Source organism: Poritiphilus flavus (genome assembly GCF_009901585.1).
Taxonomy (GTDB): Bacteria; Bacteroidota; Bacteroidia; order Flavobacteriales; family Flavobacteriaceae; genus Poritiphilus; species Poritiphilus flavus.
In genome coordinates this window covers 629,818-656,529 of the sequence record NZ_WXYO01000002.1, presented here as the reverse complement: position 1 = coordinate 656,529, position 26,712 = coordinate 629,818, and the positions used below count along the sequence as shown (strand labels likewise).

At 44.7% G+C, this 26,712-nt stretch carries 23 protein-coding genes; 11 read left to right on the top strand and 12 right to left on the bottom strand.

All coding sequences use genetic code 11. The annotated features are described in order from the left end of the window. Positions 1-11 precede the first annotated feature (11 nt). A complete protein-coding gene (locus tag GTQ38_RS06170; protein ID WP_161434599.1) occupies positions 12-2,171 on the bottom strand; it encodes a TonB-dependent receptor in 2,160 nt (719 codons plus the stop codon). A gap of 208 nt (positions 2,172-2,379) precedes the next feature. Between GTQ38_RS06170 and GTQ38_RS06165 the strand changes: the two genes are divergently transcribed. Further along, entirely contained in the window at positions 2,380-2,799 is a 420-nt protein-coding gene (locus GTQ38_RS06165; RefSeq protein WP_161434598.1) for a DUF2141 domain-containing protein, read from the top strand. Between the two features lie 127 nt (positions 2,800-2,926). Next, complete coding sequence (locus tag GTQ38_RS06160) at positions 2,927-6,304, top strand: tetratricopeptide repeat protein (protein WP_161434597.1); 3,378 nt, start codon at positions 2,927-2,929, stop codon at positions 6,302-6,304. A gap of 5 nt (positions 6,305-6,309) precedes the next feature. Here the strand turns inward: GTQ38_RS06160 and GTQ38_RS06155 are convergent, their stop codons facing one another. The 4 genes from GTQ38_RS06155 to GTQ38_RS06140 all read right to left on the bottom strand — a co-directional run bounded on the left by GTQ38_RS06155 (position 6,310) and on the right by GTQ38_RS06140 (position 12,994). Next, positions 6,310-9,786, bottom strand: coding sequence for a 4Fe-4S binding protein (locus GTQ38_RS06155; RefSeq protein WP_161434596.1), 3,477 nt, complete (start codon positions 9,784-9,786; stop codon positions 6,310-6,312). An 83-nt stretch (positions 9,787-9,869) separates the two neighbouring features. Next, a complete protein-coding gene (locus GTQ38_RS06150) occupies positions 9,870-10,421 on the bottom strand; it encodes an OsmC family protein (protein WP_238857811.1) in 552 nt (183 codons plus the stop codon). Between the two features lie 174 nt (positions 10,422-10,595). Continuing rightward, entirely contained in the window at positions 10,596-12,434 is a 1,839-nt protein-coding gene (locus GTQ38_RS21105) for a sigma 54-interacting transcriptional regulator (RefSeq protein WP_161434595.1), read from the bottom strand. 80 nt (positions 12,435-12,514) lie between these two features. Further along, a complete protein-coding gene (locus tag GTQ38_RS06140) occupies positions 12,515-12,994 on the bottom strand; it encodes a Dps family protein (RefSeq protein ID WP_161434594.1) in 480 nt (159 codons plus the stop codon). A 98-nt stretch (positions 12,995-13,092) separates the two neighbouring features. On the opposite strand from GTQ38_RS06140, the gene GTQ38_RS06135 reads away from it, so the two are divergent. After that, positions 13,093-14,034, top strand: coding sequence for a LysR substrate-binding domain-containing protein (locus GTQ38_RS06135; protein WP_161434593.1), 942 nt, complete (start codon positions 13,093-13,095; stop codon positions 14,032-14,034). A 3-nt stretch (positions 14,035-14,037) separates the two neighbouring features. On the opposite strand, the gene GTQ38_RS06130 is transcribed toward GTQ38_RS06135, so the two are convergent. Together GTQ38_RS06130 and GTQ38_RS06125 are read right to left on the bottom strand one after the other, a co-directional pair. Beyond that, positions 14,038-14,451, bottom strand: a complete 414-nt coding sequence (locus GTQ38_RS06130; protein ID WP_161434592.1) for a lipocalin family protein — start codon at positions 14,449-14,451, stop codon at positions 14,038-14,040. A gap of 81 nt (positions 14,452-14,532) precedes the next feature. Beyond that, on the bottom strand, positions 14,533-14,730 hold the full coding sequence (locus tag GTQ38_RS06125) for a hypothetical protein (protein WP_161434591.1): 198 nt from the start codon (positions 14,728-14,730) through the stop codon (positions 14,533-14,535). A 172-nt stretch (positions 14,731-14,902) separates the two neighbouring features. Here GTQ38_RS06125 and GTQ38_RS06120 point away from each other — a divergent pair, with 172 nt between their 5' ends. Continuing rightward, positions 14,903-16,153: a D-alanyl-D-alanine carboxypeptidase/D-alanyl-D-alanine-endopeptidase gene (locus GTQ38_RS06120; protein WP_317169044.1), complete on the top strand. Its 1,251-nt coding sequence runs from the start codon at positions 14,903-14,905 to the stop codon at positions 16,151-16,153. On the opposite strand, the gene GTQ38_RS06115 is transcribed toward GTQ38_RS06120, so the two are convergent. The 5 genes from GTQ38_RS06115 to GTQ38_RS06095 all read right to left on the bottom strand — a co-directional run bounded on the left by GTQ38_RS06115 (position 16,147) and on the right by GTQ38_RS06095 (position 20,161). Then, positions 16,147-16,653 carry a peptide-methionine (S)-S-oxide reductase gene (locus GTQ38_RS06115; RefSeq protein ID WP_161434589.1) on the bottom strand — a complete coding sequence of 169 codons (507 nt, stop codon included), beginning with the start codon at positions 16,651-16,653 and terminating at the stop codon, positions 16,147-16,149. The genes GTQ38_RS06120 and GTQ38_RS06115 overlap by 7 nt on opposite strands. A gap of 21 nt (positions 16,654-16,674) precedes the next feature. Next, the gene (nudK, locus tag GTQ38_RS06110) at positions 16,675-17,259 is read right to left on the bottom strand and encodes a GDP-mannose pyrophosphatase NudK (protein ID WP_161434588.1); all 585 of its coding nucleotides are present in this window, start codon (positions 17,257-17,259) and stop codon (positions 16,675-16,677) included. 157 nt (positions 17,260-17,416) lie between these two features. After that, positions 17,417-18,070 (bottom strand): DUF2461 domain-containing protein, encoded by a 654-nt coding sequence (locus tag GTQ38_RS06105; protein WP_161434587.1) that lies wholly within the window; start codon positions 18,068-18,070, stop codon positions 17,417-17,419. A 585-nt stretch (positions 18,071-18,655) separates the two neighbouring features. Beyond that, on the bottom strand, positions 18,656-19,456 hold the full coding sequence (locus GTQ38_RS06100; RefSeq protein ID WP_161434586.1) for a TIGR00266 family protein: 801 nt from the start codon (positions 19,454-19,456) through the stop codon (positions 18,656-18,658). 249 nt (positions 19,457-19,705) lie between these two features. After that, on the bottom strand, positions 19,706-20,161 hold the full coding sequence (locus GTQ38_RS06095; RefSeq protein ID WP_161434585.1) for a DUF4442 domain-containing protein: 456 nt from the start codon (positions 20,159-20,161) through the stop codon (positions 19,706-19,708). A 165-nt stretch (positions 20,162-20,326) separates the two neighbouring features. Between GTQ38_RS06095 and GTQ38_RS06090 the strand changes: the two genes are divergently transcribed. The 7 genes from GTQ38_RS06090 to GTQ38_RS06060 all read left to right on the top strand — a co-directional run bounded on the left by GTQ38_RS06090 (position 20,327) and on the right by GTQ38_RS06060 (position 26,625). Further along, positions 20,327-20,797, top strand: a complete 471-nt coding sequence (locus GTQ38_RS06090) for a DUF4870 domain-containing protein (protein WP_161434584.1) — start codon at positions 20,327-20,329, stop codon at positions 20,795-20,797. Then, on the top strand, positions 20,797-21,324 hold the full coding sequence (locus tag GTQ38_RS06085; RefSeq protein WP_161434583.1) for a nuclear transport factor 2 family protein: 528 nt from the start codon (positions 20,797-20,799) through the stop codon (positions 21,322-21,324). The genes GTQ38_RS06090 and GTQ38_RS06085 overlap by 1 nt, the downstream gene beginning before the upstream one ends. A gap of 155 nt (positions 21,325-21,479) precedes the next feature. Continuing rightward, the gene (locus GTQ38_RS06080; RefSeq protein ID WP_161434582.1) at positions 21,480-21,815 is read left to right on the top strand and encodes a PadR family transcriptional regulator; all 336 of its coding nucleotides are present in this window, start codon (positions 21,480-21,482) and stop codon (positions 21,813-21,815) included. Between the two features lie 2 nt (positions 21,816-21,817). Next, positions 21,818-23,605, top strand: coding sequence for a PspC domain-containing protein (locus GTQ38_RS06075; protein WP_161434581.1), 1,788 nt, complete (start codon positions 21,818-21,820; stop codon positions 23,603-23,605). An 84-nt stretch (positions 23,606-23,689) separates the two neighbouring features. Then, entirely contained in the window at positions 23,690-24,412 is a 723-nt protein-coding gene (locus tag GTQ38_RS06070) for a head GIN domain-containing protein (protein ID WP_161434580.1), read from the top strand. Positions 24,413-24,547: 135 nt separating this feature from the next. After that, entirely contained in the window at positions 24,548-25,558 is a 1,011-nt protein-coding gene (locus GTQ38_RS06065) for a dipeptide epimerase (RefSeq protein WP_161434579.1), read from the top strand. Next, the gene (locus GTQ38_RS06060; RefSeq protein ID WP_161434578.1) at positions 25,558-26,625 is read left to right on the top strand and encodes an aminotransferase class I/II-fold pyridoxal phosphate-dependent enzyme; all 1,068 of its coding nucleotides are present in this window, start codon (positions 25,558-25,560) and stop codon (positions 26,623-26,625) included. The genes GTQ38_RS06065 and GTQ38_RS06060 overlap by 1 nt, the downstream gene beginning before the upstream one ends. Positions 26,626-26,712: the final 87 nt, after the last annotated feature.

Here is a 26,712-nt window from a genome sequence, read left to right as displayed (position 1 = left end):
ACAGGAGATTCCTAAAGGTTATCCAACTGATTGCTTTTGTTGTCCGTACTGATGGTCCAGAAGAAGCCGACAAAGAAGAAACTATCCGCCGCAGGCCTTAGCGCTTGTCGTTCAAAAACTCCATTAGCATTGGGTGTACGGGAGTATTGGTAGTTATTGATATTATTGAATCCCAAGACGTTGTTTACCGAAAAGTAAAGGATCTTTTGCTGGTCTATCAAATAGGCCCAGTTAAAACTCAGGTTGTTAAAGGCCCTGGTCTTTTCAGCCATAAAATCCGCCGTATTCGGATTGTCGTAAGGTCTGCCCGAACCGTAGCTATAGGAAAACCCTATTTGTGAACGCCATTTATCCATCCAATACTTGGTAACCAAAGAAAAGTTGTGTTTTGGTGCAAAGTTCGGGGTAGCAGCCTCTCTAAAATTCCGGAAATCGCGTTCGGTATCCAGGTAAGAATACGAGATCCAGTAGTCCAGGTATTTAATACTTTTGTTGTCCCGCCAAAAGAGATCAAGCCCAGCCGCGTATCCCTCGCCGTCGTTGTTATATACGGAATTAAACTGCGGTAATTCGGTATTGAATTTCACCAGGCGGTCATAGTGTTTGTAGTAGCCTTCTGCTCTTAGTGTCTTGCCATCGCCCAGGAACTGATAATTAAGGATATAGTGAGTCGTCTTCTGAGCCTTTAGATCCTGATCAAATTTGAGGTACTCCGTGATCGGATTTTGGTAAAAATCCCCATAGGCCAGTGAAAACTGTCCTTTCTCACTGCTCTTGAAAGCGAAAGAGGCCCTAGGTGACAATTGGTAATCTCCGGTAAGCTCTGAATACTCCAATCGTGAGCCCAGTTTCATAGCCAGCTTGTTACTAAAGAAAATGTCGGCTTCGGTAAAAACCGCACCTAACTGATCTTCAAAACCGTAATCAAAGGCCATTGCCTGCCCGGACCTAAAAGACTCGTCGTAATTGATGAGGAAATACTCCGCGCCGAATGCCAGGTTAAAACGGCTGCTAAAGTTTTTTTTGAGTTTCAATTTGAGGTGAGATGCCGTTTCTTTACCGTCTATTTCATCCTCAAAAAGTCCAATATCATTGGTGTCAAAAGAGATACTGGCACCAGTGTTCAGGGTCCACTCGTTTTCAAAAAAGTGCTTGTAGGAAGCGTTAAAGTAAAGATTGTTATTCTTTAAATTGAAAGGAACGAATTCCTCAAAATTGATATCCTGCTGTTCGATATCCAGGTTGGCATGTGTGAAGCCAGTATAGAGTTTAAAAAGGTTCTTTTCTCCTTTGCTTCTAAATACCGCCTCACCTGAAGCGGATTCATAGGGGCTATTCCATCGAACCCCTTGAGTAGAGGGGATCAGCGATTCATAGGGCGCCAGGTTGATGTAGAACGTATTGATACTCAAGGATTCATCGCCCCATATCTCTGTATGGCCCAGTCCGCCACCTACAGACATCATAGAAATGTCCGTCTTCTCCTGGTCCGGTATATCGGTCGTATTTAACAACAATACACTGGAAAGTGCCTGGCCGTACTCGGCGGAATAACCTCCAGTACTGAAGGTGATCCCCTTAAAAAGAAAGGGTGAAAAACGCCCACGGGTAGGGATGTTATTGGCCGTGGCATTGAAGGGTTGAAAGACTCTGAGGCCATCTATAAAAACCTGGGTCTCACCTGCTGTACCACCGCGAACGAAAAGGCGTCCGTCTTCATTTACAGTGGTGGTTCCCGGCAAGGTCTGGAGCGCCGCTACAAAGTCTCCGGCCGCACCAGCCGTTGTAACAATATCAAGTGGTTTCAGTACGGAAGCTTTGGAATTGTCTCCAGCCTCAAAGGTACCTGCCGTAAGGGTGACCCCGCTCAGGGTGTTTATGGCTTCTGAAAGTGAAATGCTCAGTCCTTTAAAGTATGAAACATCCCCAGCCTCTAAATGGCTGTCGTAACCCAGCATGGATACTACCAGGGTTTGGGTACCTGTTTCCGTGGTTTCAAAAGAGAAATTTCCATTTTCATCTGAGGAGGCACCATCATAAGTGCCTTCCAGGTAAATATTCGCTCCTGATAAGGGTAATCCCTTCTCATCAGTAATCGTACCTGAAACCTCATTTTGAGCAAAGCCCAAGGCAGTTAACATGAAAAAAGTTGTGGTTAGTAGCTGTTTCATTTTTAGCGTTTTGATGGTACAAAATTCTACAGCTGAGAGGCGATTGCCTAAACGAATGGACCGAATTGTCGAATTCCAGGGACGAATCGCAATCCGTTTTTCCTTTGACAATTCGGTAGCTAAAACCGACAATTCAGGCAACTTGATTTCAGTCTGATGAACTGAGTCCGGAATTTTGGGGCATCGTTAACAACAAAACTTATATTCAATGAAAACACTAGCAGTTATTTTATCCGTATTCTTAAGCAGTATCGTCCTAAAAGCTCAGGAAGCTGAGGGCGTAACCGTAAAGGTGACTATTGAAAATGTGCTGTCGGACGAAGGGCATATTCTAGCCTCCCTGCACAGTTCGGAGACATTTATGAAAGGCCCCGGGCTGGTAAGTCTTAAGGAGAAAAGCAAGGCCGGGGAACTCAGTATGACCTTTGAAAACGTAAAGCCGGGCACCTATGCCATAATGGTGATGCAGGATGCCAATGACAACCAGCGAATGGATTTTCAGGACAATGGAATGCCTAAGGAAAGCTTTGGAATGAGTGGGAATGAAATGGCCATGGGACCTCCGAATTTTGAATCAGCCAAATTCGAAGTGAATGGTGAAGACCTGGAATTTCGAATCCGCTTTTAAGCGAAACTCATCAATCAAAAAACAATCAGGGCCTGCTAAACCGCAGGCCTTTTTTTGTGATTTAGGCATTATATCTTAAATTTAAGTACCGGATAACCGATAGATCAAAGCTCTCCCGCCCTAGAAAATGAGACACCTTTTTTACATCCTGTTTTTAGGAAGTGCATTCTTCTGTTCGATTATAGGGCAAAGCTCTAAAGCGGATAGTCTGAAGAATGTCTGGCAAGACAACGCAGCGATAGACTCTCTTAGGTACCATGCCGGCTTGGAATTATTCATGCTCAAATTCAGAAAAGATCTGGATAGTGCCAGGGCTTTTGGTTATGAGATCCTGGAATTCTCCAGGGATAGAAAAAACCCGGCCTGGGAATCAACAGTGATCAGGCGTATCGGAAATACCTATGCTATTCAGGGCAATTTCAGGGAAGCGTTGAAGGCTTTTGAGGAAAGCTACGAATTGAACCGCAGCCTGAACGATAAGAAAGGCATGGCTACAACCCTTAGTAATCTGGGTACTGTGCACTATGAGCTTGGCAACTATCCCGAAGCCTTAAAAAACCTGTTAACAGGTTTAAAACTCTCCGAAGAACTCGATGATAAAGTAGGATTATCACGTGTAACCAATAATATAGGTAATGTATATGTGGGGCAACAGGATTATGCAAAAGCCCTGGAATACTACACCTACAGCCTGGAGCTTAAGAAAGAGGTAGGTAACCCCAATACGCTTGCCAATGCCTACAACAACATTGGTCTGAGTCATATAGAACTCAAAAACCATGATCTCGCTTTGGAAAATCTTTTAAAGAGCGCCGAGTTAGCCGAAGGAGCAGGCAATATGAGAGCAATGACCAGGGCCTATAGCAATCTGGGAAAGGCTTATAGCTGGGAGGGCGAGCATGAAGAAGCACTGAATTACCTCAATCAAAGCGTTCAGATCAAAAATGAGATCGGCGATCGCGAAGGCCTAATAACAGCGCATTACTACCGTGGAATGGCCTACCTGGGCCTGAATAACTACCGGCAAGCCATACGGGATTGTAATGTAGGTTTGAGTTTAGCCGAAGAAATGGGAGCCAAACTCATGGAATTAGGAAATTGTGAGTGCCTGAGTGAAGCCTGGGAAGGACTGGGAAACACTTCAAGATCACTACAATATTTCAAAAGAGCATTTGCCGCTAAGGATTCGCTCTTCAATGACGAAAAGGCCAAAGAGATCACCCAGCGCGAGATGCGCTATCAGTTTGAAAAACAACAACTGGCAGACAGTATTGCCTATACAAAGCAAAAGGCGGAACAGGAATTGCTGTTTGAGAAAGACCTGAACCGACAGCGAAATCTGTTTAACCTGGTGGTATTTGGTGGCATAGGGCTTCTTCTGATACTGGGTATTTACTGGGGATCAAGGCAAAAAAGTAAAAAACTGGAGCGGGAGCGTACCATGGTCAACCGACTAAAGCAAATAGACCAGTTGAAGGATCAGTTCCTGGCCAATACTTCCCATGAGTTGCGCACACCTCTTAATGGCATTATCGGATTAACGGAATCCCTTAAAGATGGGGTAGCCGGAAAAATGTCTCAAAAGGCAATTGAGAACCTGGATATGATATCAAGCAGTGGGAAAAGGCTCACTCATTTGGTGAATGATATCCTGGATTTTTCCAAGCTTAAGAACAAAGACCTCAAACTGGTATTGCGGCCTGTGGATATTCACGCTACAGCTGATATCGTTTTAAAACTCTCCAAGCCGCTGGTTGGGACCAAAAAATTACGGCTGATCAATTCCGTTCCTACTGATGTAGCCATAGTTGAAGCAGATGAGAACAGAGTACAACAGATCCTGTATAACCTTGTAGGTAATGCGATTAAATTCAGTGAGAAAGGAGAAATTGTAGTGAGCGCCGAGGTATCCGGGAAACAGCTTGCCATTTCCGTAAGTGACACAGGTATAGGTATTCCGCAAGAAAAGTTTGAGACTATATTCAAATCTTTTGAACAAGCTGATGGCTCCACGGAAAGACGATATGGAGGAACAGGTCTCGGATTGTCCATAAGCAGACAGTTGGTAGAACTACATCATGGGTCCATAAGTGTGAATTCAGTTGAAGGCCAGGGTTCCTCATTCGTATTTACTTTGCCGCTGAGCAAGATCAAGCGATCTGAATTAAAGGAAAAGGATATCAACCCATCCGAAAAAGTTCAACAAATAGAACAGGAATCCTCGGAAGATGGCGAATCTGTCGTTGTACAAGGTGGCCAAAATGAAACGACAATACTGATTGTGGATGACGAACCGGTTAACCGAAGAGTGTTACAAAACCATCTGACGGTTTCGGGATATGGAGTAAAGGAGGTCTCGAACGGCGAAGAGGCACTAAAATTGCTGGAAGAGGGCGAGAAGATCGATCTGGTCCTACTCGATGTAATGATGCCGGGTTTGTCGGGGTACGAAGTTTGTGAAAAGATCAGAGAACGCTATCTCACCAGTGAATTACCCGTAGTACTTTTAACAGCCAAAAACCGGGTTAGCGATCTGGTCACCGGCTTTAACGCAGGGGCTAACGATTACCTTACCAAACCCTTTTCAAAGAACGAATTACTGAGCAGGATTAAAACCCATCTGAATTTACAGGGAATCCACAAGGCGGCAAGTAGATTTGTGCCCACCGAATTCATTAAATCCGTGGGTCGGGATGAGATCACAGAGGTAGAACTGGGAGACCACGTGGAAAAGGAAGTCACAGTGCTCTTCAGCGATATCCGGGAGTACACTCACCTGGCAGAGAGTATGACCCCGAGGCAGAACTTTAAGTTCGTGAATTCCTATGTGGGCAAAATGGGGCCGATCGTTCAGCAAAACAAAGGCTTTGTGAACCAATATCTGGGCGACGGGATCATGGCCTTATTCCCGGACTCTTCCGAAGATGCCCTAAAAGCGGCCATCGGTATGCAAAAAGAAATAGAAGCTTATAACGAACGAAGGGTCAAAGAGGGAAACATTCCAATTTCAGTTGGCATTGGATTGCATACCGGGCCACTGGTTATGGGCATTATAGGAGATGTTAACAGAAACGATACAGCCATCATCGCTGATACGGTAAACACCGCCTCGCGTATGGAAGGGGTAACCAAGTATTACGGTGCACGCATCATCATAAGCGAAAGCAGCTTTGAAAGCCTGCAAAATCCGAAGTCTTACGGCCTCAGACCCCTGGGGAAAGTAAAGGTCAAAGGCAAGGATAAAATAGTGGGTATTTACGAGTGCTTTGACGGTGATCCGCAAGGGCATATCACCATTAAACAAAAGACATTATCCGATTTCAATAAAGGATTAAATCATTTCCTCAATAATGAATTTCCCAAGGCGTCTGCCGTCTTCGACAAGGTCCTCTCCAAGAACCCTGAAGATGGGGTAGCCAGGTATTTCATGACCAAGTCCGCGGAATACACCATCGCCGGCGTACCCGGAGACTGGGAGGCCATTAATACCATGGACCAAAAATAGTGACCTCAATTTATAGCTAAGTCCGAAACTTCAGTAGGCTGCAAAGCTGAGCCGTACATTTTTGCCGATGCCATCTGCAGATATTTGAAATACCTTCTGTTTACCTGGTGTTGCAATTGAGATATGGTCCTGGCCGAGGCTTCATCAGTAGATCTAAAGAGATTTGAAAAGCGCTTTTCACATTTCAGGTATTCCTCTAAGGATAGCGAAGGGGCCTTTGAATCTAGCTGCAGGGGGTTTAACCCATGTAGAATGCGTCGTGGATCATTTCTATACAATAACCACTGACCTGAATTTACCGCCGCCTTGTGATACCCTTGTGGGCGCTTCATGTCTATTCCGTGAGCCGGACTGTGGCAGTAAGCGATTATAAGGGAAGGGCCATCAAAGCTTTCCGCTTCCAAAAAGGTTTCTAAAGTATGTTGCTGATCGGCTCCAATGGCAACGGAAGCGACATAGACATCGTCGTAGGTCATTGCCAGCAAACCCAGATCCTTTTTCTGTTTTGCCTTCCCGTGATGTGCGAACTTAGCGGAGGCACCCGAAGGTGTTGCTTTAGACATTTGCCCTCCGGTATTGGAATAGACCTCGTTGTCCATCACCAGAATATTGACATTCTCTCCGGATGCCAGCACATGGTCCAGGCCACCGTATCCGATATCATAAGCCCAACCATCTCCACCAACGATCCAGACACTGCGGTTTACGAGCTCGTCCGCGAGCGTCTGCAATCGCTTGCCATCCTGATCATCCAGTAGTTCCAACACTCTTTTTAGCCGGACCACACGTTCCCGCTGTTGGCTGATCTCCGATTCCGATCCTTGTTTGGCATGAAGCAGTCCATGGACCAACTTTGTATCCAACCGGGCTTCCAACGCTCTCAAAAGGTTTTTTGCCTGTGCTTTTTTCTGATCGTGGGAAAGTCGAAATCCCAATCCAAATTCCGCGTTGTCCTCAAACAGCGAATTGGACCAGGCGGGTCCCCTACCCTCCTCATTTTTAGACCAGGGAGTAGTAGGAAGTGCTCCACCAAAAATGGAACTTGCACCTGTGGCATTGGCTATCAGCGCGCGATCTCCAAAAAGCTGGGAAAGCAATTTTAGATATGGGGCTTCACCACAACCCATAACACCGGTTGAATATTTAAACAAGGGCTCCATTAACTGTTGCTGGGAAATCTTTTTTAAGCTTATCCTGCCCCGATCCATTTCGGGAATCTGTTGAAAATGATTCCAGTTGGCGGTCATTTCGTCTTTCAACGTCTCCCCCTTAACCATGGTAAGGGCCTGTACCGGACAGGCTTCTATGCAATTCGCACAGCCGTTGCATTGATCCGGATTTACCTGTAGGGTATAATTTAAAAGGTCCATGGCCCATTCGGGTTCCAGGGCTTTTACAGTTTCAAAGCTATTCGGTGCGGTTGTCGAATATTCCTCATCGTACACTTTTATACGGATAGCGGCCTGTGGGCAGGCCATACTGCAGGCACCGCATTGAGTACAGGCGTCGTAATCCCAAATTGGAAGTTCGTTTTGGGTATAAGCCATTAGCAAACCTGAAGTATTACTCGGGTAAGTCCCGTCGGGAGGGCATTGGCTAACCGGGATCTCATTTCCTTCGTCGCGGAGTAGTTTTCCCAAAAATGTTTCGTCAAAAGCCTGAGAGGTCTCCGCTTCGGAAGATGAATATTCAACCAGAACCGAAGTATCCACCCTGGACAAATAGCGTCTTAATTCCAGCATGGATTCGTCCTGAATTTTGTTGTTCTTAATAGCCAAAAAACAAGCGTGTAAGCCGGAAACCGCATATTCCCCCACTACATATTGACTTCCAAGTTCTTTGTTGTTCACCAGGTAAAGTGCAATGTCTTTTTCCCGTATATATTTTCTTTTTAAGCCGGGCAAGGCATTCCAAAATTCCAAGGGGTCGCAGTCCGAATTAATTAGTAAAGTTCCGGATGCATTAAGCCTGGACAGTATGTCTTCCTGCTCCAGGAATTTCGCGGAATCCAAACTGATATAATCCGCATTCCTCACCAGGTAAGGGGCTTTAATAGCGTCCGAGCTAAGGCGCAGATGTGAAACGGCTCGTGAAGCGGATTTCTTATAATCGCATTCCGTATATCCCTGAACCTGCAAACTCGAGGAAAAGTTTTGAAGCATTCGGTTGAAGCTGTTTAGCGTTTTTTCTGATTTGTTTTGATAAAAAATCGCCTGGTAGTCCGCAGTATGCAATGGGGTTTCCTTATCAACATAAGGAAGGCTCAAATGGGTAACATCGTCATGGATCCCGATGGTAAAACTGTTTATTGGATCTTCCTGTTTTAGGTTTTGTATAACCGCCTCGGCCATTTCCGGTGTGAACTCCTTTGAAGATAGTCCGTATCTCCCTCCAATTACCTTAGGAAGGCAGTTAAACTTTTGAGTTCCCTGAACTACAGCATTAACAGTATCCAGATAAAGGGGTTCTCCTGAGGCTCCGGGTTCCTTGGTCCTGTCCAACACGGCTATGGCTTTACAGCTAGCCGGAATCGCCTCCAGTAGATGCTTTGGACTGAAAGGCCTGAACAGTCTTACTTTGACAAGACCAATCTTTTCACCAACCGCATTTAGATGACGAATAGTCTCTTCCAGTGTCTGGGTAGCGGAGGCCATTGCCACCAACACGTATTCGGCTTCAGGATGACCTACATAGTCGAAGAGTTTATAAGACCGGCCGCTGAGCCTGGAGAATTTTTCCATTTGGTCTTGAACAATCCCGGGACATGCCTGGTAAAAGCTGTTAACCGCTTCCCTGCTTTGAAAGAACACATCCGCGGCTTGGGCAGTACCCCTAATGAAAGGCTTGTCCGGATTAAGGGCTCTTTCCCGATGTGCTGTTATCCAGTCTGTCTGTATCATGGCGTGGATTACCTCGTCCGGAATACGCTCAATGGTGCTCATCTCATGAGAGGTGCGAAAACCGTCAAAAAAGTGAACAAAGGGGATGCGGGAAGCGAGGGTGGCCGCCTGCGATATCAAGGCCATATCGGCAGCCTCCTGCACCGATGCGGCGGCGAGAAAGGCGTAGCCGGTATTTCGGACGGCCATAATATCGCTGTGATCCCCAAATACGGATAGGGCGTGGGTGGCTACAGATCTTGTGGCAACATGGACCACGTGGGGAGAAAGCTCCCCGGCCATCCTAAACATATTGGGCATCATCAAGAGCAATCCCTGTGAGGCTGTAAAAGTGGTAGCCAAAGACCCGGTCTGTAAAGCTCCATGCAAAGCTCCGGCTACACCAGATTCACTCTGCATCTCAACAACTGCAGGTACACTACCATAAATATTTTCTCGTTTGCCGGCATGCCATTCTTCCGCTAATTCAGACATTTCCGATGCAGGTGTTATCGGATAGATGGCGCAGAGCTCATTGGTTCGGTAGGCCACATCTACAGTTGCCTGGTTGCCATTCATAAGAAGTCTGTGTCTTGTTGTCATTGGTCTGATTAAAAGGTTGCCGGAAAATTGAAAAACCGTCCCAGGGATGTTTTTGTACCCGGGGACGGTCTTTGAAGGAAATTCTACTTTTCGAATTCTATCGAAACAGGAGTAGGATTTGTGATGATGTCAAACACAGGGGAGAACTGAGACAAAGCTCTTAGTTGCTCCTCAGAAGCATCTGATTTTACTTTGAATTTCACTCTGATCCCTTTGAATCCCTTACGAACTTCAGGATTCAATCCAAGGAATCCGTGAAGATCCACATCGCCGTCAAGGCTAGACTCCATTCCCTCTATCTCTATACCTTGAGCAGCAGCGTGATAAGTCATCGCGCCGGTAAGGCAGGAGCCCAAAGCGTGAAGTACTATCTCCGCTGGTGTAGCAGCAAGGTCTTTTCCTAAAAGCACTTCAGGGTGGTCTGCTTCCATGGTAAAGGTCTCTTTACGTGTAGTGTCTTCTTCACATACTCCGTAGAAGCTCTTAGCACTGGTTACACAGTGTCCGCCTTCAATCCAGTTGGTCTTGGCTCTGAACTCGAACTTAGCCAGTTCCGGCTTACCCTGAACCGCTTCGATTGTTCCCATTAGTTGGTCTACGTTTACTCCGTTCTTAATGTTTTCTGTTGTAGTCATTTTGATAATTTTTAATGTTAAACGATTTTTGTTGACTTACTATAAGCAGTTGCTGTGCCAAAGATCACAACTATCTTATTATCAGTTATTTAAGTGAGTAAACCACAATTGAATTTATTACGATATATCGTATATTTACGAATTGTCGTTAATAATTTTACGAAATTTCGTGAATTATACAGGGCGGGATATGCCCAGGGCCTTGATCTTGGAAGCCAGGGTGGTGGGAGGTAGTTTAAGTAATGCAGCAGCCCCGTTCTTTCCGGAAACTTTCCAGGAGGTTTTTTTCAAGGCCCGTTTGATGTTTTCCCTTTCCAGATCCGCCAATTCTTCCGAGGTAAGGATGTTGGGTTGAGGGGGTTGTAGCCCTTCTGCCGGACCAGTCCGGGAGTCCGGCACAAAAGTCCTCCAGTCTATAGCACCTTTAGGGCTGAGGATCACGGCGCGTTCTATGGTATTCTGAAGCTCCCTGACATTGCCTGGCCAAGGGTAGCCGGAAAGTATGGCCTTATCCGCTTCTGAAAGTTTTTTTACCGTCTTGTTGAGCTTAGCAGCGTATTGCTGCAGCATTTGTCCTGCGATCAAATGGATGTCACTCCCCCGCTCGCGAAGTGGCGGAACCTGAATGGGAAATACATTTAGCCGGTAGTAAAGGTCTTCGCGGAATTTACCCTTTTTGGATAAATCGAGAAGATCCCGATGCGTCGCTGCAATGATGCGGACATCTACCCTTAGGGTCTCTGAGCTACCCACCGGATCAAATTCTCCTTCCTGAATAACCCTTAACAGTTTAGGCTGCAGTTCCAGAGGTAATTCCCCAATCTCATCTAAAAATATGGTCCCTTTGTCTGCAAGCAAAAAACGGCCTTTTCTGCTGGCGGTAGCTCCTGTAAAAGCTCCTTTTTCGTGACCGAAAAGTTCACTCTCTATCAGGTTCGCCGGTATGGCTCCACAATTTATGCGGATGAGCGCTTTATCATTTCGCTTGCTCGCCTTGTGAATCGCCCTTGCCACTAATTCCTTACCTGTACCGGTCTCTCCACTGATCAGCACAGTCGCATCCGTTACCGCTACCTGCTCCACCAGTTCCAGAACATTTTGCATTCGGATGTCCTCAGCTATAATTCCGTAACTATCGGTCAGTTCCATCAATTCCTCCTCAAGGTATTCGGTCTGCTGGGTCAGGAGATCAATGGTATCCTGGGCTTTCAGCCTTGCCTCGATATTTCTCAAAATAAGGGTGTAGAAGGTCTGTTCCCCAACTCCATATTTGCTTAAAGTACCCTCGTTCAGTGAAGTGGTTTCCTCCGATCCGATGACGCGAATCGGCTGGGGAAGGAATTTGGCGTGCTCCGCTTTTACCGATTCCACCAGGGATTCCAGGAGTTGAGCACTGGTATCGTCTAAAAAGAAGAGGACATTACGCTGGAGGACGTCTTCATTTTCCAGCAATTCATTTGCCGAAGGGTTAGTAAGGATGATACGGAAATCCTGGTTGAACATAATAATGGCGTCCATGGCACCATTGATCAATCCGCTCATTTTGCTATTGGCCAGTTCTAATTGCTTCTTGGAACTGGCAAGCCGCTCCTGTATAGTATCCAGCTCCCGATGACGCCTGATCATTACCCCCAGTATTCCCTGGGCGAAACCGCTGTCCTTTTTCATCAGATCTAAAAAAGACCGTTGCGGTATCTCCAATAATTGGGTTTCTTCAATAGCCGTAACCGAAGCCGATCTTACTTCATTGTCAATTACCGCATATTCACCAAAACACTCACCCCTGCCAAGCGTACCGAACTGATGCTCATCTTCGTGGACCCTTACGGCGCCGCGATAAATGACATACATAGAGCTTCCCTGATCCCCTTTGCTGAAAATGGTGTCATTGCGGTAATAACTAATGATCTCCAGATCCTTGCAAAGTCTGATCAGGGAAGCCTTGTCGACCTCAACAAAAAAAGGTACCTGAGTAAGAAAGCCGGTAATTTCCTTAAGCTTAGCCTCGTCCATTGAGCGTATTTACCAATCTGCGTAATAAATATACGCATTTGATGTACAACGCCCCCGGACTTAGCCGATACCGGGAGAACCTATATCTCTTCGGAAAGCCAGGCCTTCATCATCCAGACGGTTTTTTCCTGTTCCGTGATAAAATCACTCATCATAGCATTGGTACCCTCGTCATTGGCTTCATCGGAGGCGACCAAAATTCGTCTTTCCAGAATCAGAAGTTGCTTTAGCGAATCAACGATCAGTTGCACCGCCTCTTCGTCCCCGGTAATGTTTTTCCCAACTGAAATTTGTGAATTTCCGAGGTAGTCCTCAAAAGTATGGTAGGGAACACCTCCCAGCGTTAGTATACGCTCGGCGATCTCGTCTACTTTTTGATTTGTATCTGTATACAATTCCTCAAATTTCTGATGAAGATCAAAAAACTGTTTTCCCTTGATATTCCAGTGTATCCCCCTAAGGTTCATATAGTACTGTTGAAAATTGGCCAGTAATTCATTGAGTCCCTTGGCCAGATCTATCGACTCTTTTGCTTTTAATCCTATACTGTTAAGTTCCATATCTCTTAAATTTTAATATAAAATTATCAAATATAAATGCTAATTTGCATAAATTTTATCGATAGTTTTTATACCTTTATAGTTCAAAACTTGTATTGATGACTATCACCCAATTGCAGTATGTGCTCGCGGTCGCCGAGTACAAAAACTTTACATTGGCTGCAGAGAAAAGTTTTGTTACACAACCTACCCTAAGCATGCAGGTTCAGAAGCTTGAGGATGAGTTGGACGTACTGATTTTCGATCGCAGCAAAAAGCCAATTTCCATAACCGATGCCGGAATGAAGATCGTGGCTCAGGCGAAAAACATTGTCAATGAGGCAGAAAGGATCAGGGACATTGTTGACCAGGAAAAGGGGTTTATCGGAGGAGAATATGTGCTGGGTATTATCCCGACCGTAATGCCAACGCTCTTGCCTATGTTCCTGAAAGCTTTTATCAATCGCTATCCCAAGGTCAATCTGATCATAAAAGAACAGAGCACCGAGAGTTTAATACGAAATATTCAGGATGGGCATCTTGATGCCGGGATTGCGGCGACTCCTTTGGAAATTGAGTTTATCAAGGAGCGACCTCTGTATTACGAACCCTTTGTTGGTTATGTCCCCAAGAATCACCGCTTAAACAAGGAGGTACAGTTAAACCCGGCAGATCTGGACATTAATGACATCTTATTGTTGCAGGACGGGCACTGTTTCAGGGATGGGGTGATCAATCTCTGCAAAACGAGCAAGAGTTATCCGGATGAGCATTTTCAATTACAAAGCGGGAGTTTTGAAACGCTGATCAACCTGGCCGACGAGGATCTTGGAATGACCCTCCTGCCCTTTTTAAACACCCTGGAATTGGACGAGAAAAAACGGAAGAACCTGAAATTCTTCAATAATCCGCCACCGGCCAGGGAAGTAAGCCTTATCTATCACAAAAAGGAGTTGAAGATCCAGATCACCGAAGCGCTTAAGGAAGTAATTTCCGGAATTGTAAGAGGGGCGATCGCTTTTCAGGATGTAAAGATCATCAGCCCTGTGAACAAGAACTGATCCTTACTGCCTCCTGAATTGCAAGGTGCAGCTTTCTATGCAGCCTATATAATTGATCTGAAAAATGCTGCCTTCTATACTTAGGTAGTATTGTCTTTCTATTTCTCCACCCAGGTTATCCGGATAAGTCAGACTGAGCAAATTATCCTCAACCGCGAAGGTTCCCTCCAGTGGGTCGGTACCGTTGTTGTAATCCCAGATAAAGGAACGGTTTAGATCAAAAATTATATTGGAACCGCTGTTATCTTCGGTCCAGTCCACTACGCCACCCGGGCTAATTCTTGTAGCTTCAAGCACCCATTTACCCACTAATTCGGATGATTTGATATCCTCAGCATTTTCCGGAAGATCTGAAAAGCTGTCATCGGAATTGCAGGCCAGGACAAATGCAATGGAAATGATGGCCAAAAATCTCATGATAGTTTTATTGGAAGACGGACTTGGGATCGTTAGGTTGCGTGAATACGAAATAAAAAAGCCACCCGAAGGTGGCTTATCTTATGCTTTTAAATAAATTAAGCTGGGTCTCAGTTCCGGTTTATCCGTAATGAACTGTTGTAACCAGTGTTTGAGTTCTTCGATTTCGTTGGGTAAGAGTCGGGAAACTGCTTTTTTAAGTTCTTTGCTAAACAATTTTGCATCAAAACTTACTTTTTGGAGTACTGTTTTGTAGTACTCCAGCATCGCTCTAGCCATATTATCAGAATGTTTTAAGTTAGACTGTTGTTATCAAAGTTAACCAAAAAAAGGTAACCATTATTGTATGAGATCAGTTAAAAATTGGATAATTTCATGTTAAAATCGACAAACAACCAAAAACCAACTGATCTGCATGGGGGGCAAAGATACAAAATTATGTTTATTTTATGTGCTGATAATCATACTTTTAGGCAGTTGTGCAAGTCAAAAATATCCGCGAATTGCAAGGTCCGTCAACCAAATCCTTGGGGAAGAAACTTCTGACAAACACTTTACGGGCATATTTTTCTATGATCCTGCTTCCAAAGACACGATTTTCAGTAAAAACAGCAACAAATACTTTACCCCGGCAAGTAATACCAAGATCTTCACTTTATATACTTCCCTTAAATTACTTCCGGACCATATACCAGCTCTAAAATATCAGTTTTCCAATGATACGCTTCGTATAGAAGGCACCGGAGACCCCACCGCGCTTCACCCCCATTTTCAGGATAGTACCCTGATCAAATTCCTAAATGGTTATTCCAATATCACGCTATATCCGGCCAATTTTCAGGAAGACAAGTTTGGTCCGGGTTGGGCCTGGGAGGATTATGATTGGTACTACTCCCCGGAAAGGTCCGGTTTGCCCTTGTACGGGAACGTAGCCACCCTATATCAGCAGGATTCTGTAAGAGTTAGCCCTGACTATTTCAGGGACAGCATTAGCACCTTTAGGGAAGCAAGAAACCGTGAGCCAGATAGAAATCAGTTCTATTATGATATAAACGCGGCAGATACTGTTGAAATACCCTATCGTACAGCAAATTTGACAACCAAAGGTTTGCTGGAGAAGATGCTGGGCAAGGAGATCCGCATTGACAGCGGCATGGCACCAACACCAAAAAAAGTACTTTCAGGTATGCGGTTGGATTCTGTTCTGAAACGAATGATGCACCTCAGCGACAATTTTTTAGCTGAACAGTTGCTCATCCTCTCCTCCTCCACCCTTTCAGATACACTTAGCTCCGCCAAAGCCAGGAATCATGTCATGGACGGCTTTCTGGTGGACCTAAAACAACCGCCAAGATGGGTAGATGGTTCGGGTCTGTCCCGTTACAATCTATTTACTCCTGAGTCTATGGTATATGTGCTGAACCGCTTATACCACGAGGTTCCCAGGGAAAGACTTTTACATTTTTTTCCGGCTGGCGGTATTTCCGGAACACTAAAGGAATGGTACCCGGGAGTTCAGGGACCCTATGTCTTTGCGAAGACCGGAACCCTGGGAAACAATCATTGCCTAAGCGGATATTTGATCACAAAATCCGGGAAGACCTTGATCTTTAGTTTTATGAACAACCATTTCCGCCTGTCCAATGGGGAAATAAAGCACCGTATGCAGAAGGTACTGGAGACGATGAGGGACAGCTATTGAGTAACGGATGTACGCGTATCCAAATGAGATGAGAACAGCCTTCTAAGCAGCTCCAGTTTAGGGTGGATATATCTTTTGCAGAATGGTTTCCCGGGATCCTTGCGATAATAATTCTGGAATTGTTCATCAGAGGCCCTGAATTCCTTGAAAGGCAATATTTGCGTGATCAGTTTGCTCTGAAACTCCGCCTGCAGTTCATCCCAGATTTGAAACAGAAATTCTTCGTCCATTTTATTAAAGGTATAGATAGCAGAGCGGTACTTGGTCCGCATGGAATGCTTAGAGGTGCTTTCGTGCGTAAACAAATGGATTAGGCTCAGATCTTTAAGCGTTATCATCTCGGAATCGTATGTCACGATCACAGCTTCCGAAAAACTACGGTCCGTACTATCCGGAGATACAAAACCCTGCTCCACGCTATGGACGCCTCTCAGTGATTGAAATACGGCTTCTGTACACCAATGACAGCCGCCTCCAAAAGCAATTTTCTCTAAAGCCATACCACATTAGTCGTAAGCAGCTCAGTCAAATAACCGATTGATCTCGGCATACTGCAATAACATGATAGATTTTGCATCGCAGATTTCGCCAGAGCTTATCATTTCCCTGGCCTCGCGGAATGGGATCTCGAGCACTTCAATGTTTTCGGTCTCATCTTCGACTCCACCACCCTTCCCAACTTTCATCCTATCTTCATAGGCGCCGACAAAGAAATAAAGGATCTCTGTTACTGAACCCGGAGACATATAAGATTCCATAACTTTCTGAACTTCGCTGATCTTATAACCCGTTTCCTCCTCCACTTCTTTTCGGATGCAATCCTCAGGGTTATCACCGTCCAGGAGTCCGGCGCACACCTCGATCATCATCCCATCAGTATTCCCGTTTACATAAGTAGGCATACGAAACTGCCGGGTAAGCACCACTGTTCCCTTCTCTTTGTTATAAAGCAAAATTGCAGCGCCGTTACCCCTATCATAGGCCTCCCTGTGCTGGGTTTCCCAACTGCCGTCGTCCTTTCGGTATTCATAGCTGAATTTGTTTAAAACGTACCAGTTATCCGAGAGTAGTTCTTTCCGGATGTTTCGCACTCTATCGTCTTTCAAATCAATTGGAATTATGGATTCAGATAAATATCCTGTTAGCTTTGGGAATAAGGTATGAAGATACCAACAATTGCCAAAATGAGCTGGACATAGCCTTGAAAAAATGTGCTATACATCTTCAGGCTAATAGAACATCGATCTCGATACCCCGTAAATTTTAAACCGTAATAGCTTTGTTCAGATAACGCCGGAACGGCAGCATTTCCAGGTAGACCTTAATCAGCTTATCCTTGAAATCCGGTTGAAAGACCTCCTCATTCGAAAAACGATGAACTACCCCAAAGGATTTATTCCGCAGCAAATCAATGTACGGATGGTCCTTCTGAAAGCCTTTCGGGGCGGTCGTCAGTTTTTCGTCTTCGTACAAATCCCCGAACAACGCCTTGAAGGATCTTTTGTTGAGGATCTTCTGAAACTCTTCCCCATCATAATCTATTGCTTCCCGTATACTTCTGAGGGTTTTGGGTTCCGGTCGCCATATTCCGCCAGCGAAAAGGGAGCCCTGTAGTCCAATTTCCACATAAAAATCGCCTGTTCCCGGAGCCTTGTCTAAACCTGCAGCAAAATGATCCTTATATATCGGTTTATTCGGATGGAACATCAGATTGTTATTGATGCGATTGATGCCTTTCTTACCAGGCGTAGGGTAATACCCATCATCTATTTCGGCCAGGCTTCTGTCTATGTCATCCAGCCAGGCTATAAATTCCTTACGTAACTGCTGATACCGTTTGCGGTTGGCATCCATCCATTCCTTGGAATTGTTTTGTTGCAGCTCTCCCAGGAATCGGAGAAGTTCTTTAAAGTTCATGGGTTAGAAGTACAAGTTTAAGTATAAGATTAAGTTTAAGATCAAGTTTAAGTTTAATTGGAGGATTAGATTGTTGGACGGTTCGATTATTGGATTTTTAGACTTATGGATTTTTGGACGGTTAGACTATTGGATTTTTAGACTTATGGATTTTTGGACGGTTAGACTATTGGATTTTTAGACTAATAGATTGTTGGACGTTTGGACTATTGGATTTTTAGACAGATGGTTTTTTACCAAATATAAAAATTCGACATCATCTTCGTATTTCGTATGTAGTAATTCTTAATTGATTTTATGTTTTACGAAGACTATTAACCAGCGACTATTAACTGCAAACTGTTTACTGAATTTATCCTCCGAAGCCTTAGTGTAGGAGGTCTCGACTGCGCTCGGGGAGACATTGTCCAATATTTATCCTCCGAAGCTTCAGCGAAGGAGGACTGCCAACCGCGAACTGCAAACTGTTTACTGATTACTGTTCACTCCAATTAATTGCCCCCTCGACTGCGCTCGACCTGACAATACGTACTGCCCACTGAATTTATCCTCCGAAGCTTTAGCGAAGGAGGACTGTTCACTGAACTAAAACCTATTATCCCCATCCAGCAGGTCACCCAGGCCACCTAAGATACTGCCTTCACCTTTATCTTTTCCTCCGCCTCGTGGCGCTGCCGCCCAAACACGGCCAGCCAGTCTGCTAAATGGTAAGGACTGAATGTAAACGGTTCCAGGACCTCTCAGGGTGGCAAAGAACAGGCCTTCCCCTCCGAAGATCGTATTTTTGATCCCTCCTATAAACTCTATATCGTAATCCACGTCCTTGGTAAATCCAACGATGCAACCCGTATCTACCTTGAGAACTTCCCCGGGAGCGAGTTCTTTCCTGGCCAGGGTTCCACCGGCGTGAACGAAAGCCATGCCGTCACCTTCCAGCTTCTGCATAATAAAACCTTCGCCGCCAAACAAACCTCTGCCTAGTCTTTTTGAAAATTCTATCCCAACGGAAACCCCTTTTGCGGCGCAAAGAAAGGCGTCTTTCTGACATATGAATTTACCCTGGGTCTCAGATAGGTCGATGGGTACTATCTTTCCCGGATAGGGAGAGGCGAAACTCACCTGCTTTTTGCCCTGGCCAATGTTTAGGAAAGCGGTCATAAAAAGGCTTTCGCCGGTTAAGATCCGTTTCCCGGCCGAGAATATCTTGCCCAGTACGCTGTTGTCCTGGTTAGAGCCGTCTCCGAAGATGGTGTCCATTTTTATATCCGTATCCATCATCATAAAGCTGCCGGCCTCAGCTACAACAGCCTCCTGAGGATCTAATTCTATTTCTACATATTGCATTTCTTCTCCGAAGATCTCGTAGTCTATTTCATGTGCATTCATAAAAGTGGGTTTTAAAAGTTTATGGGTTTATTTGATTATTTGTTTATGGATTTGTGCGCCAGAGTTATGGCAGATGTAACGCGTATTCTATGCTCACACCTATATGTAAATCATTTTTGTGATTTGTTACAAAATACTTTGAATTGGAATAATACCACGGTTTATGAAGCCGTTCATTGGTGAACAGTGTAATTAAACAAATAAACACATCAACGCATCTACTCCTTATCTCCTCAATGCTGTAGCGAATTACTGTTTTAAACGGACCGTCCATTCAAAATTAAAGGTACTTACCGCTACGCCTGCCTCGTTTACGCCTATGGATCTCATCCAAAAGGTTTGTCCCTCGCCGGTAGCTATGGTCTTCTGTATCGCTTCCCCGATCTTTCCTCCGTCTTCGCAGGTAAAGGTAATTCTGCCCGTCGCTTTTTTGGTAAAAGTGGCATTGTTATTGGCTACCAGCATGGAAATACGCTTGCCACTATTCCGGATCTGATCTATGACCATGGCCCCTGTACTCAGCTCCGCTGCCATCCCCTGAACAGCCCAAAACATGGAATTAAAAGGGTTTTGATTGAACCAGCGATGCTTTACAGTGACCACCGCCCTGCTTTCATTCAATTCCCTTAAGCGAACCCCGCACCACCAGGCCGAGGGGAGCTTAAAAAATGTAAAAGTGTTGAATTTGCCCGTATTCGTTGCCATTCTAAGCTTTGTTTGACCCAAAAATATCGAAAATAGCCGAAACCTAAAATGTTAATTTTATGTTAATTTGTAGTACTATGTTTTGCATACTACCTTTTTTTAGCCATATATTTGCATTGGAAGTTATTATGTTAATCATAGAATTGTAGTAAACAAATTAATATCATGGCAGAAGCAATTACCAAACACGAACGAAACTTGTCGGCCATAATACATGCGTCCACCTTTAGCAAGTACTTTATTCCTTTTGGGAATTTTCTTGTTCCCTTAGTGTTGTGGTTGAGCAATAAGAACGATCACGAATTTGTAGACTACAACGGAAAGCAGGCCCTTAATTTTCAGATCAGCATTTTGTTATACGGATTGCTGCTGGCTGTGGTCACCGCTGTAATGTTTTTAATATTCGCTTTTGATTTTGTGGGATTCATCAACATCCTGGATATCAATGAGCACGATCTTTCGGAATTCGGACATCACTATTCCGGTTTCGGAATACATATTATTGTTATGGTCCTGGCTGGCATTTTTGGGCTTGGACTTCTGGTACTCGATGTAGTTTGTACCATTCTTGCCGCCATAAAAGGTGGTAACGGCGAACGTTACCAATATCCATTCACTATAAATTTCATAAAGTAATGAGCAGGTTAGGCGAAATAGTAAGCACTTTGATCTTTTTGATATTATCACTTTTCATCAGCGTGGTATACGGTCAGGAATCTACGGATTCGGAGCTTTATCAAACCCTGAAGGAAAAAGACAGCACACTGTTCAATGCGGCCTTCAATACTTGTGAACCCGCCGTGTTGGAGTCGTTCTTTACAGAAGACTTTGAGTTCTATCACGACAAAGGAGGGCTAACAGAAGGCCGAGGCAATTTTATGTCTCCGGTAGAAGAAGGCTGCGCGCAAAGACAAGCAGGTGCGCCGCAACCGGCAAAACGCATCCTTATCCCAAACAGTCTTGAGGTTTTCCCACTGTATCGGCAGGGAGCCCTTTATGGAGCTATTCAACACGGGATTCACCGCTTTGAGTTCCTGGACGAGAACCAGGAATACCAGCAGGGAGACATTGCGAAATTTACGCATGTATGGATACTGGAGAACGGAGACTGGAAAATAAGAAGAGAGTTAAGTTATGATCATCAATCACAAAATTCAAAATAAGATCAGTACTCATCACACTGATTACATGGAGTTATTCATCAACCAAAATCGGAGTTTATTCATCAATCAAAATCAAATGGACTACCAAAAAACGAACAGTTAACCAAGTGCCGTAGCTCATTAAAATCGAGACAGGTACAGTAGAATTAAAAATTATGAATGTAGAAAACACAAAAGCACAGATGCGCAAAGGGGTTTTGGAGTATTGCATCCTATCCATCCTCTCCGGAGAGGATAAGTATGCCTCCGAAATTTTGGGCTCCCTCAAAGACGCTAAAATGCTTGTAGTAGAAGGCACCATATATCCTCTGCTTACAAGACTGAAGAATGCGGGATTGCTCACGTATCGATGGGAAGAATCCACCTCCGGACCTCCCCGAAAATATTATGCCTTAACAGAGACAGGAGCATTGTTCTTAAAAGAACTGAATACCACCTGGGACGAGCTACGAAATGCAGTGAATTTGGTTACCAATGCTAAAAACAACTAATAATGAACAAGACAGTCAATATAAATCTCGCTAATATACTCTTTCACATTGATGAGAAGGCGTATAACAAACTTCAGCGTTACCTGGAAGTGATCAAAAAATCCTTTGCAGGGACCGCCGGAAGTGATGAGATCATCGCAGATATAGAAGCCAGAATCGCTGAGCTCTTCCATGAGAAAATGGAAAACGAAAGACAGGTTGTAACCTTGAAAGAGGTAGACGAAGTGATTAACATCATGGGGCAGCCTGAAGACTATATGGTAGACGAGGACATCTTTGAGGATGAGCCCAGACCAAAAACAGGCGCCAATCGCCCAAAAGTAAAGAAACTCTACAGAGATATTGATGACAAGTACATCGGTGGGGTATGTTCCGGTCTGGAACACTACCTGGGAGTAGATGCGCTTTGGATCCGTCTCGCCTTTATACTGCTTGCCCTTTTTACAGGTTTCGGATTCATCGCTTATATCCTGCTTTGGATATTGGTCCCTGAAGCCGCTACCACTTCCCAAAAACTCAATATGAAGGGAGAGCCCGTAAACATTAGTAATATTGAACGCAAGGTGAAGGAGGGTTTTGACGATGTTGCCGACAGAGTAAAGAACGTAGACTACGACAAGGTTGGCAATAAGGTAAAAAGCAGTGGTAAGACCTTTTTTGATACCTTAGGAGATATCATCCTTTTCCTTTTCAAAGTACTTGGAAAATTCATTGGGATACTCCTGATCATCATCGGTGCTGCGACTCTAATCGGACTTTTTGTCGGCCTCTTTACTGTAGGCATACTGGACATGGTTCATATTCCCGGAGTTGATTTCTACGATATGGTCAACTCTACGGACGCCCCTGTGTGGTTGGTATCACTACTGACGTTCTTTGTGGTAGGTATCCCGTTCTTCTTCCTGCTCTACCTGGGACTGAAGATCTTAGTGAACAACCTGAAATCCATCGGGAACATTGCAAAGTTTTCGCTGCTCGGACTCTGGTTGTTATCGCTGATAGGACTTACGGTACTGGGTGTTAAACAAGCCTCAGCACATGCATATACCGGGAGCAAGACCATAAACGAAAGCTTGTATTTTCCTGCTGCACTGGATACGCTTACTGTAAATCTACGCGCCAGTGAGTATTACGAAAACCAGGAAAACGTCCGTTTTGACGGTATGACCATTACCTATAATGACGATGGAGAGCGCTTTATCTATTCGGATGACATTCGGTTTGATATCAAGAAAGCAGAGGATTCAGTACCACAGATCCGCATACGCAAGGATGCCAACGGAAGTTCTTTTGAAAATGCCAGGGACAGAGCCGCCAAAATAGAGTATGCATATGCCATTGACGGAAGCACTCTGGTTTTAAATGACTATTTAACCACCGCGATAGAGAACAAGTTGAGGGATCAGGAAGTTCGGGTGACGGTCTTTGTACCTGAAGGGACTCATATCAGATTCGACGAATCCGCAAAGCGACATATCGGAAGAACCACCCGCTACGACAAGGATCTCTACAGAAGTGAAATAGTAGATTACCTCTGGATCATGGGAGACAACGGTCAGCTGCAATGTGTGGACTGCCCGGAGTCCATGGATGAGGATTCCGATGACGATGCCAATGGCAGGATCATCATAGATGAGGATGGGATTAAGATCAACATTGAAGAGAACGGAGATTCCTTTAAAATGAAGTTAGACGAGAACGGAGTGGAAATAAAAGCTGATGAAGACAGCAAAAGTCTCAATTCAGACCCTGAAATTGACAACTCGGCAAGAATAACTATTACACCTTAACAAAGAATAAGAATTTTACATCAATCAAAAACGAAAGTTTAATACCACGTGCCTGAATAAGGCAGCTAATAAAAAACAACTATCATGACAACACTAGCAAGAATTACCATCGCTTTAATTATGGCATTATTTGCATCATCCTGTGCATTCGACATCAGTTTCGGTGACGGAAAGAAAGGAAACGGTGTAATTGCCGAAGACCGCAGAGAAGTTACTGAAGAGTTTACTGTTGTTAAAGCTTCTGAAGGACTGGATGTTTATGTAACTCAGGACGACGAGTTCGATATCACTGTTGAGGCAGATGAGAATGTAATTGATCTGATCGCCACGGATATCAGAGACGGACGTCTTAAGATCCATACTATTGAAAATATAGGTCGCGCTACCAAGAAGATCTATGTAAGTCTGCCAGAAATAACAGGACTGGAGTCTTCCAGCGGGGCTGACCTTATTGTACGGGAGAGCATTGAAGCGAGCAAGATCTCTCTGGACGCGAGTAGCGGATCGGATCTGCAGGTAGCCCTTACCGCAGACGAGGTAGAGGCAGATTGCAGCAGCGGTGCGGATATCAAAATATCAGGTGAGGCCAATGTATTTTATGCAGATGCCAGCAGCGGATCAGATATTAAAGCAAGAGACTTTAAAGTAAAGACATGTAATGCAGGAGCCAGTAGCGGAGCAGATATCTCCGTATACGTAACTGAATCCCTGACCGCTCATGCAAGTAGTGGTGGAGACATCTCCTATTCCGGAGAGGCCAGCGTAAAGAAAAAGAAATCCGTCTCAGGAAGCGTACACAAGTACTAATAAATTTAGCACAGCCAACCGTCCTTCAAGCAGACCAACCTAACCCTTAAAACCCTGTTTTACTCAATCTTCATCGGTATTGAGAAGGCAGGGTTTTTGTTTTTTGATGGGCAGGTATTTGGCTATATTCGTACTATGCAAGTCCGCTTAAAAAAATATGAACTACCCCTAAAACATACCTTTCGCATATCGCGGGAGGCCTACGATTTCCAGGAAACGCTGATTGCCGAGTTGCAACTGGATGGCGTAAGCGGTTATGGAGAAGCAACTTCTAACCCCTATTACAATCATACCTTCAATAGCATGAAGGCCGAAATTGAAAAGATCGTTCCTGAAATAAACAGCTTTCCCTTCGGTCAACCTGAAGATTTCCATCATTTCCTCAAAAGCAAGGGTTTGAGCAATTTCGCGATCTGCGCCCTGGATCTGGCCGCCCATGATCTTTACGGAAAACTACATGGAAAACCGCTGTACCAGATCTGGGAGACGGACATTAACTCCTATCCAACCACGAACTACACTATAGGCATAGACACTATAGAAAAAATGCTTGCGAAAATGGCCGAAAAACCCTGGCCCATCTACAAAATAAAATTGGGCACAGATCAGGATGTAGCTATCGTGGAAGCTTTGAGAAAGCACAGCGATGCGGTGTTTCGTATCGATGCGAATTGCGCCTGGACTGCAAAGGAAACCATCCATAATGCCCCCTTACTTAAGGAATTGGGAGTGGAGTTCCTGGAACAGCCATTAAAAGCCGATGATTGGGAGGGTATGGAGCAGGTGAAGCGGCATTGCGTACTGCCGGTTATCGCGGACGAAAGCTGTATTGTAGAAGAGGATGTGGCCAAATGTGGGCAGTATTTTGACGGGATCAACATTAAACTGACCAAATGTGGCGGCCTTAGTCCGGCTTTACGTATGATAAGGCAAGCCCGGGAAATGGGTCTTAAAGTAATGGTGGGCTGTATGACAGAATCTACTGTTGGCATATCCGCTATTGCCCAACTATTGCCACAGTTGGACTATGTTGACATGGATGGAGCCATGTTGTTGAAGGAGGATATCGCCCGGGGTGTGGTGATCAAAAAGAATGGGGAGGTACTATTCCCAGAAGTAAACGGAAGTGGTGTAATTCTGCGATAATGGCACATATAGTCAGTAGATATCCGGGACGTAACATAGAAGTCAAAGGCAGGCCTTACCTGTATTTTGGGGGTACCGCATACCTTGGGGTACAGGCAGATCCGGTTTTCCAGAAAATTTTGATCGGGAATATCAAAAAGTACGGAACCAATTACGGGGCTTCCAGGAATTCCAATATCCAGCTGTCCATTTACGAGGAGGCAGAGAAGCGTTTGGCACGCTGGATAGGTAGTGAAGCCAGCCTAACCCTTTCCTCAGGCTATCTGGCGGGTCAGTTGTTGTGCAGTTCTTTTCAAAGCTCCCGGTATAAACTCTTTTACGCTCCGAATAGCCATTCCGCACTTCGCACCCTTAATAGCGGGAAAGCAAAGATAAAACCCCATGTTACCTATTCCGCTCTGAATTTTGCGCTCAGGGAACATCTCAGATTGCGTCCTAAAATAAGCCCGGTAGTATTTCTGGACAGCATTGATTTTTCCGGATACAGTTACCCTCATTTTGAAGGACTTTCAACTTTACCACTGGAAGAGATCATCCTTGTTGCGGATGATTCCCATGGAATTGGTGTCGTTGGGTCCTCCGGGAATGGCTCTTTTAAAAAGCTAAAAGAACTGAATGCCAAAGAGCTCATTTTGTGTTGCTCCCTGGGAAAGGCAATGGGAATTCAGGCTGGAGCCATTTGCGGCTCCAAAGAGCGCCTTTCTCAAATGGCCTCAACGGTATTCTTTGAAGGAGCCAGTCCGGCACCGCCGGCATATATGGCCACTTTTTTGGATTCGTTTGACTATTACGCTGAAAAGAGAAAGATCCTGAAGCAACACATAAAAACTTTCCTAAAAGAATCTGCGTCCCTGGCCGATTTCCGATCCATTGAAGGTCATCCTGCATTTGCTTACGCAGACGAGAAGCTCACCAGGAATCTGGAAGAGAATGGCATAATAGTGACAGACTTCAATTACGGAAATGACAACGAAAACCTGACCAGCCGGGTGGTGCTTAACGCGGCCCATCAGAAAGAGGATATTCAATATCTGGTTTCCGTGCTAAAGTCCCGGACTAAAGGATAAGTGAGAATTCTCAACACTTTTACAGTTCTATTATTCACTTCCTAAAAATTTATATATTTAACAAAAAAATTCGTAACTTTTAAGAAG

Coding starts and splice junctions, on each gene's coding strand:
- GTQ38_RS06170 (WP_161434599.1), bottom strand. CDS start 2,171: ATGAAACAGCTACTAACCACAACTTTTTTCATGTTAACTGCCTTGGGC.
- GTQ38_RS06165 (WP_161434598.1), top strand. CDS start 2,380: ATGAAAACACTAGCAGTTATTTTATCCGTATTCTTAAGCAGTATCGTC.
- GTQ38_RS06160 (WP_161434597.1), top strand. CDS start 2,927: ATGAGACACCTTTTTTACATCCTGTTTTTAGGAAGTGCATTCTTCTGT.
- GTQ38_RS06155 (WP_161434596.1), bottom strand. CDS start 9,786: ATGACAACAAGACACAGACTTCTTATGAATGGCAACCAGGCAACTGTA.
- GTQ38_RS06150 (WP_238857811.1), bottom strand. CDS start 10,421: ATGACTACAACAGAAAACATTAAGAACGGAGTAAACGTAGACCAACTA.
- GTQ38_RS21105 (WP_161434595.1), bottom strand. CDS start 12,434: ATGGACGAGGCTAAGCTTAAGGAAATTACCGGCTTTCTTACTCAGGTA.
- GTQ38_RS06140 (WP_161434594.1), bottom strand. CDS start 12,994: ATGGAACTTAACAGTATAGGATTAAAAGCAAAAGAGTCGATAGATCTG.
- GTQ38_RS06135 (WP_161434593.1), top strand. CDS start 13,093: ATGACTATCACCCAATTGCAGTATGTGCTCGCGGTCGCCGAGTACAAA.
- GTQ38_RS06130 (WP_161434592.1), bottom strand. CDS start 14,451: ATGAGATTTTTGGCCATCATTTCCATTGCATTTGTCCTGGCCTGCAAT.
- GTQ38_RS06125 (WP_161434591.1), bottom strand. CDS start 14,730: ATGGCTAGAGCGATGCTGGAGTACTACAAAACAGTACTCCAAAAAGTA.
- GTQ38_RS06115 (WP_161434589.1), bottom strand. CDS start 16,653: ATGGCTTTAGAGAAAATTGCTTTTGGAGGCGGCTGTCATTGGTGTACA.
- GTQ38_RS06105 (WP_161434587.1), bottom strand. CDS start 18,070: ATGAACTTTAAAGAACTTCTCCGATTCCTGGGAGAGCTGCAACAAAAC.
- GTQ38_RS06100 (WP_161434586.1), bottom strand. CDS start 19,456: ATGAATGCACATGAAATAGACTACGAGATCTTCGGAGAAGAAATGCAA.
- GTQ38_RS06095 (WP_161434585.1), bottom strand. CDS start 20,161: ATGGCAACGAATACGGGCAAATTCAACACTTTTACATTTTTTAAGCTC.
- GTQ38_RS06090 (WP_161434584.1), top strand. CDS start 20,327: ATGGCAGAAGCAATTACCAAACACGAACGAAACTTGTCGGCCATAATA.
- GTQ38_RS06085 (WP_161434583.1), top strand. CDS start 20,797: ATGAGCAGGTTAGGCGAAATAGTAAGCACTTTGATCTTTTTGATATTA.
- GTQ38_RS06080 (WP_161434582.1), top strand. CDS start 21,480: ATGAATGTAGAAAACACAAAAGCACAGATGCGCAAAGGGGTTTTGGAG.
- GTQ38_RS06075 (WP_161434581.1), top strand. CDS start 21,818: ATGAACAAGACAGTCAATATAAATCTCGCTAATATACTCTTTCACATT.
- GTQ38_RS06070 (WP_161434580.1), top strand. CDS start 23,690: ATGACAACACTAGCAAGAATTACCATCGCTTTAATTATGGCATTATTT.
- GTQ38_RS06065 (WP_161434579.1), top strand. CDS start 24,548: ATGCAAGTCCGCTTAAAAAAATATGAACTACCCCTAAAACATACCTTT.
- GTQ38_RS06060 (WP_161434578.1), top strand. CDS start 25,558: ATGGCACATATAGTCAGTAGATATCCGGGACGTAACATAGAAGTCAAA.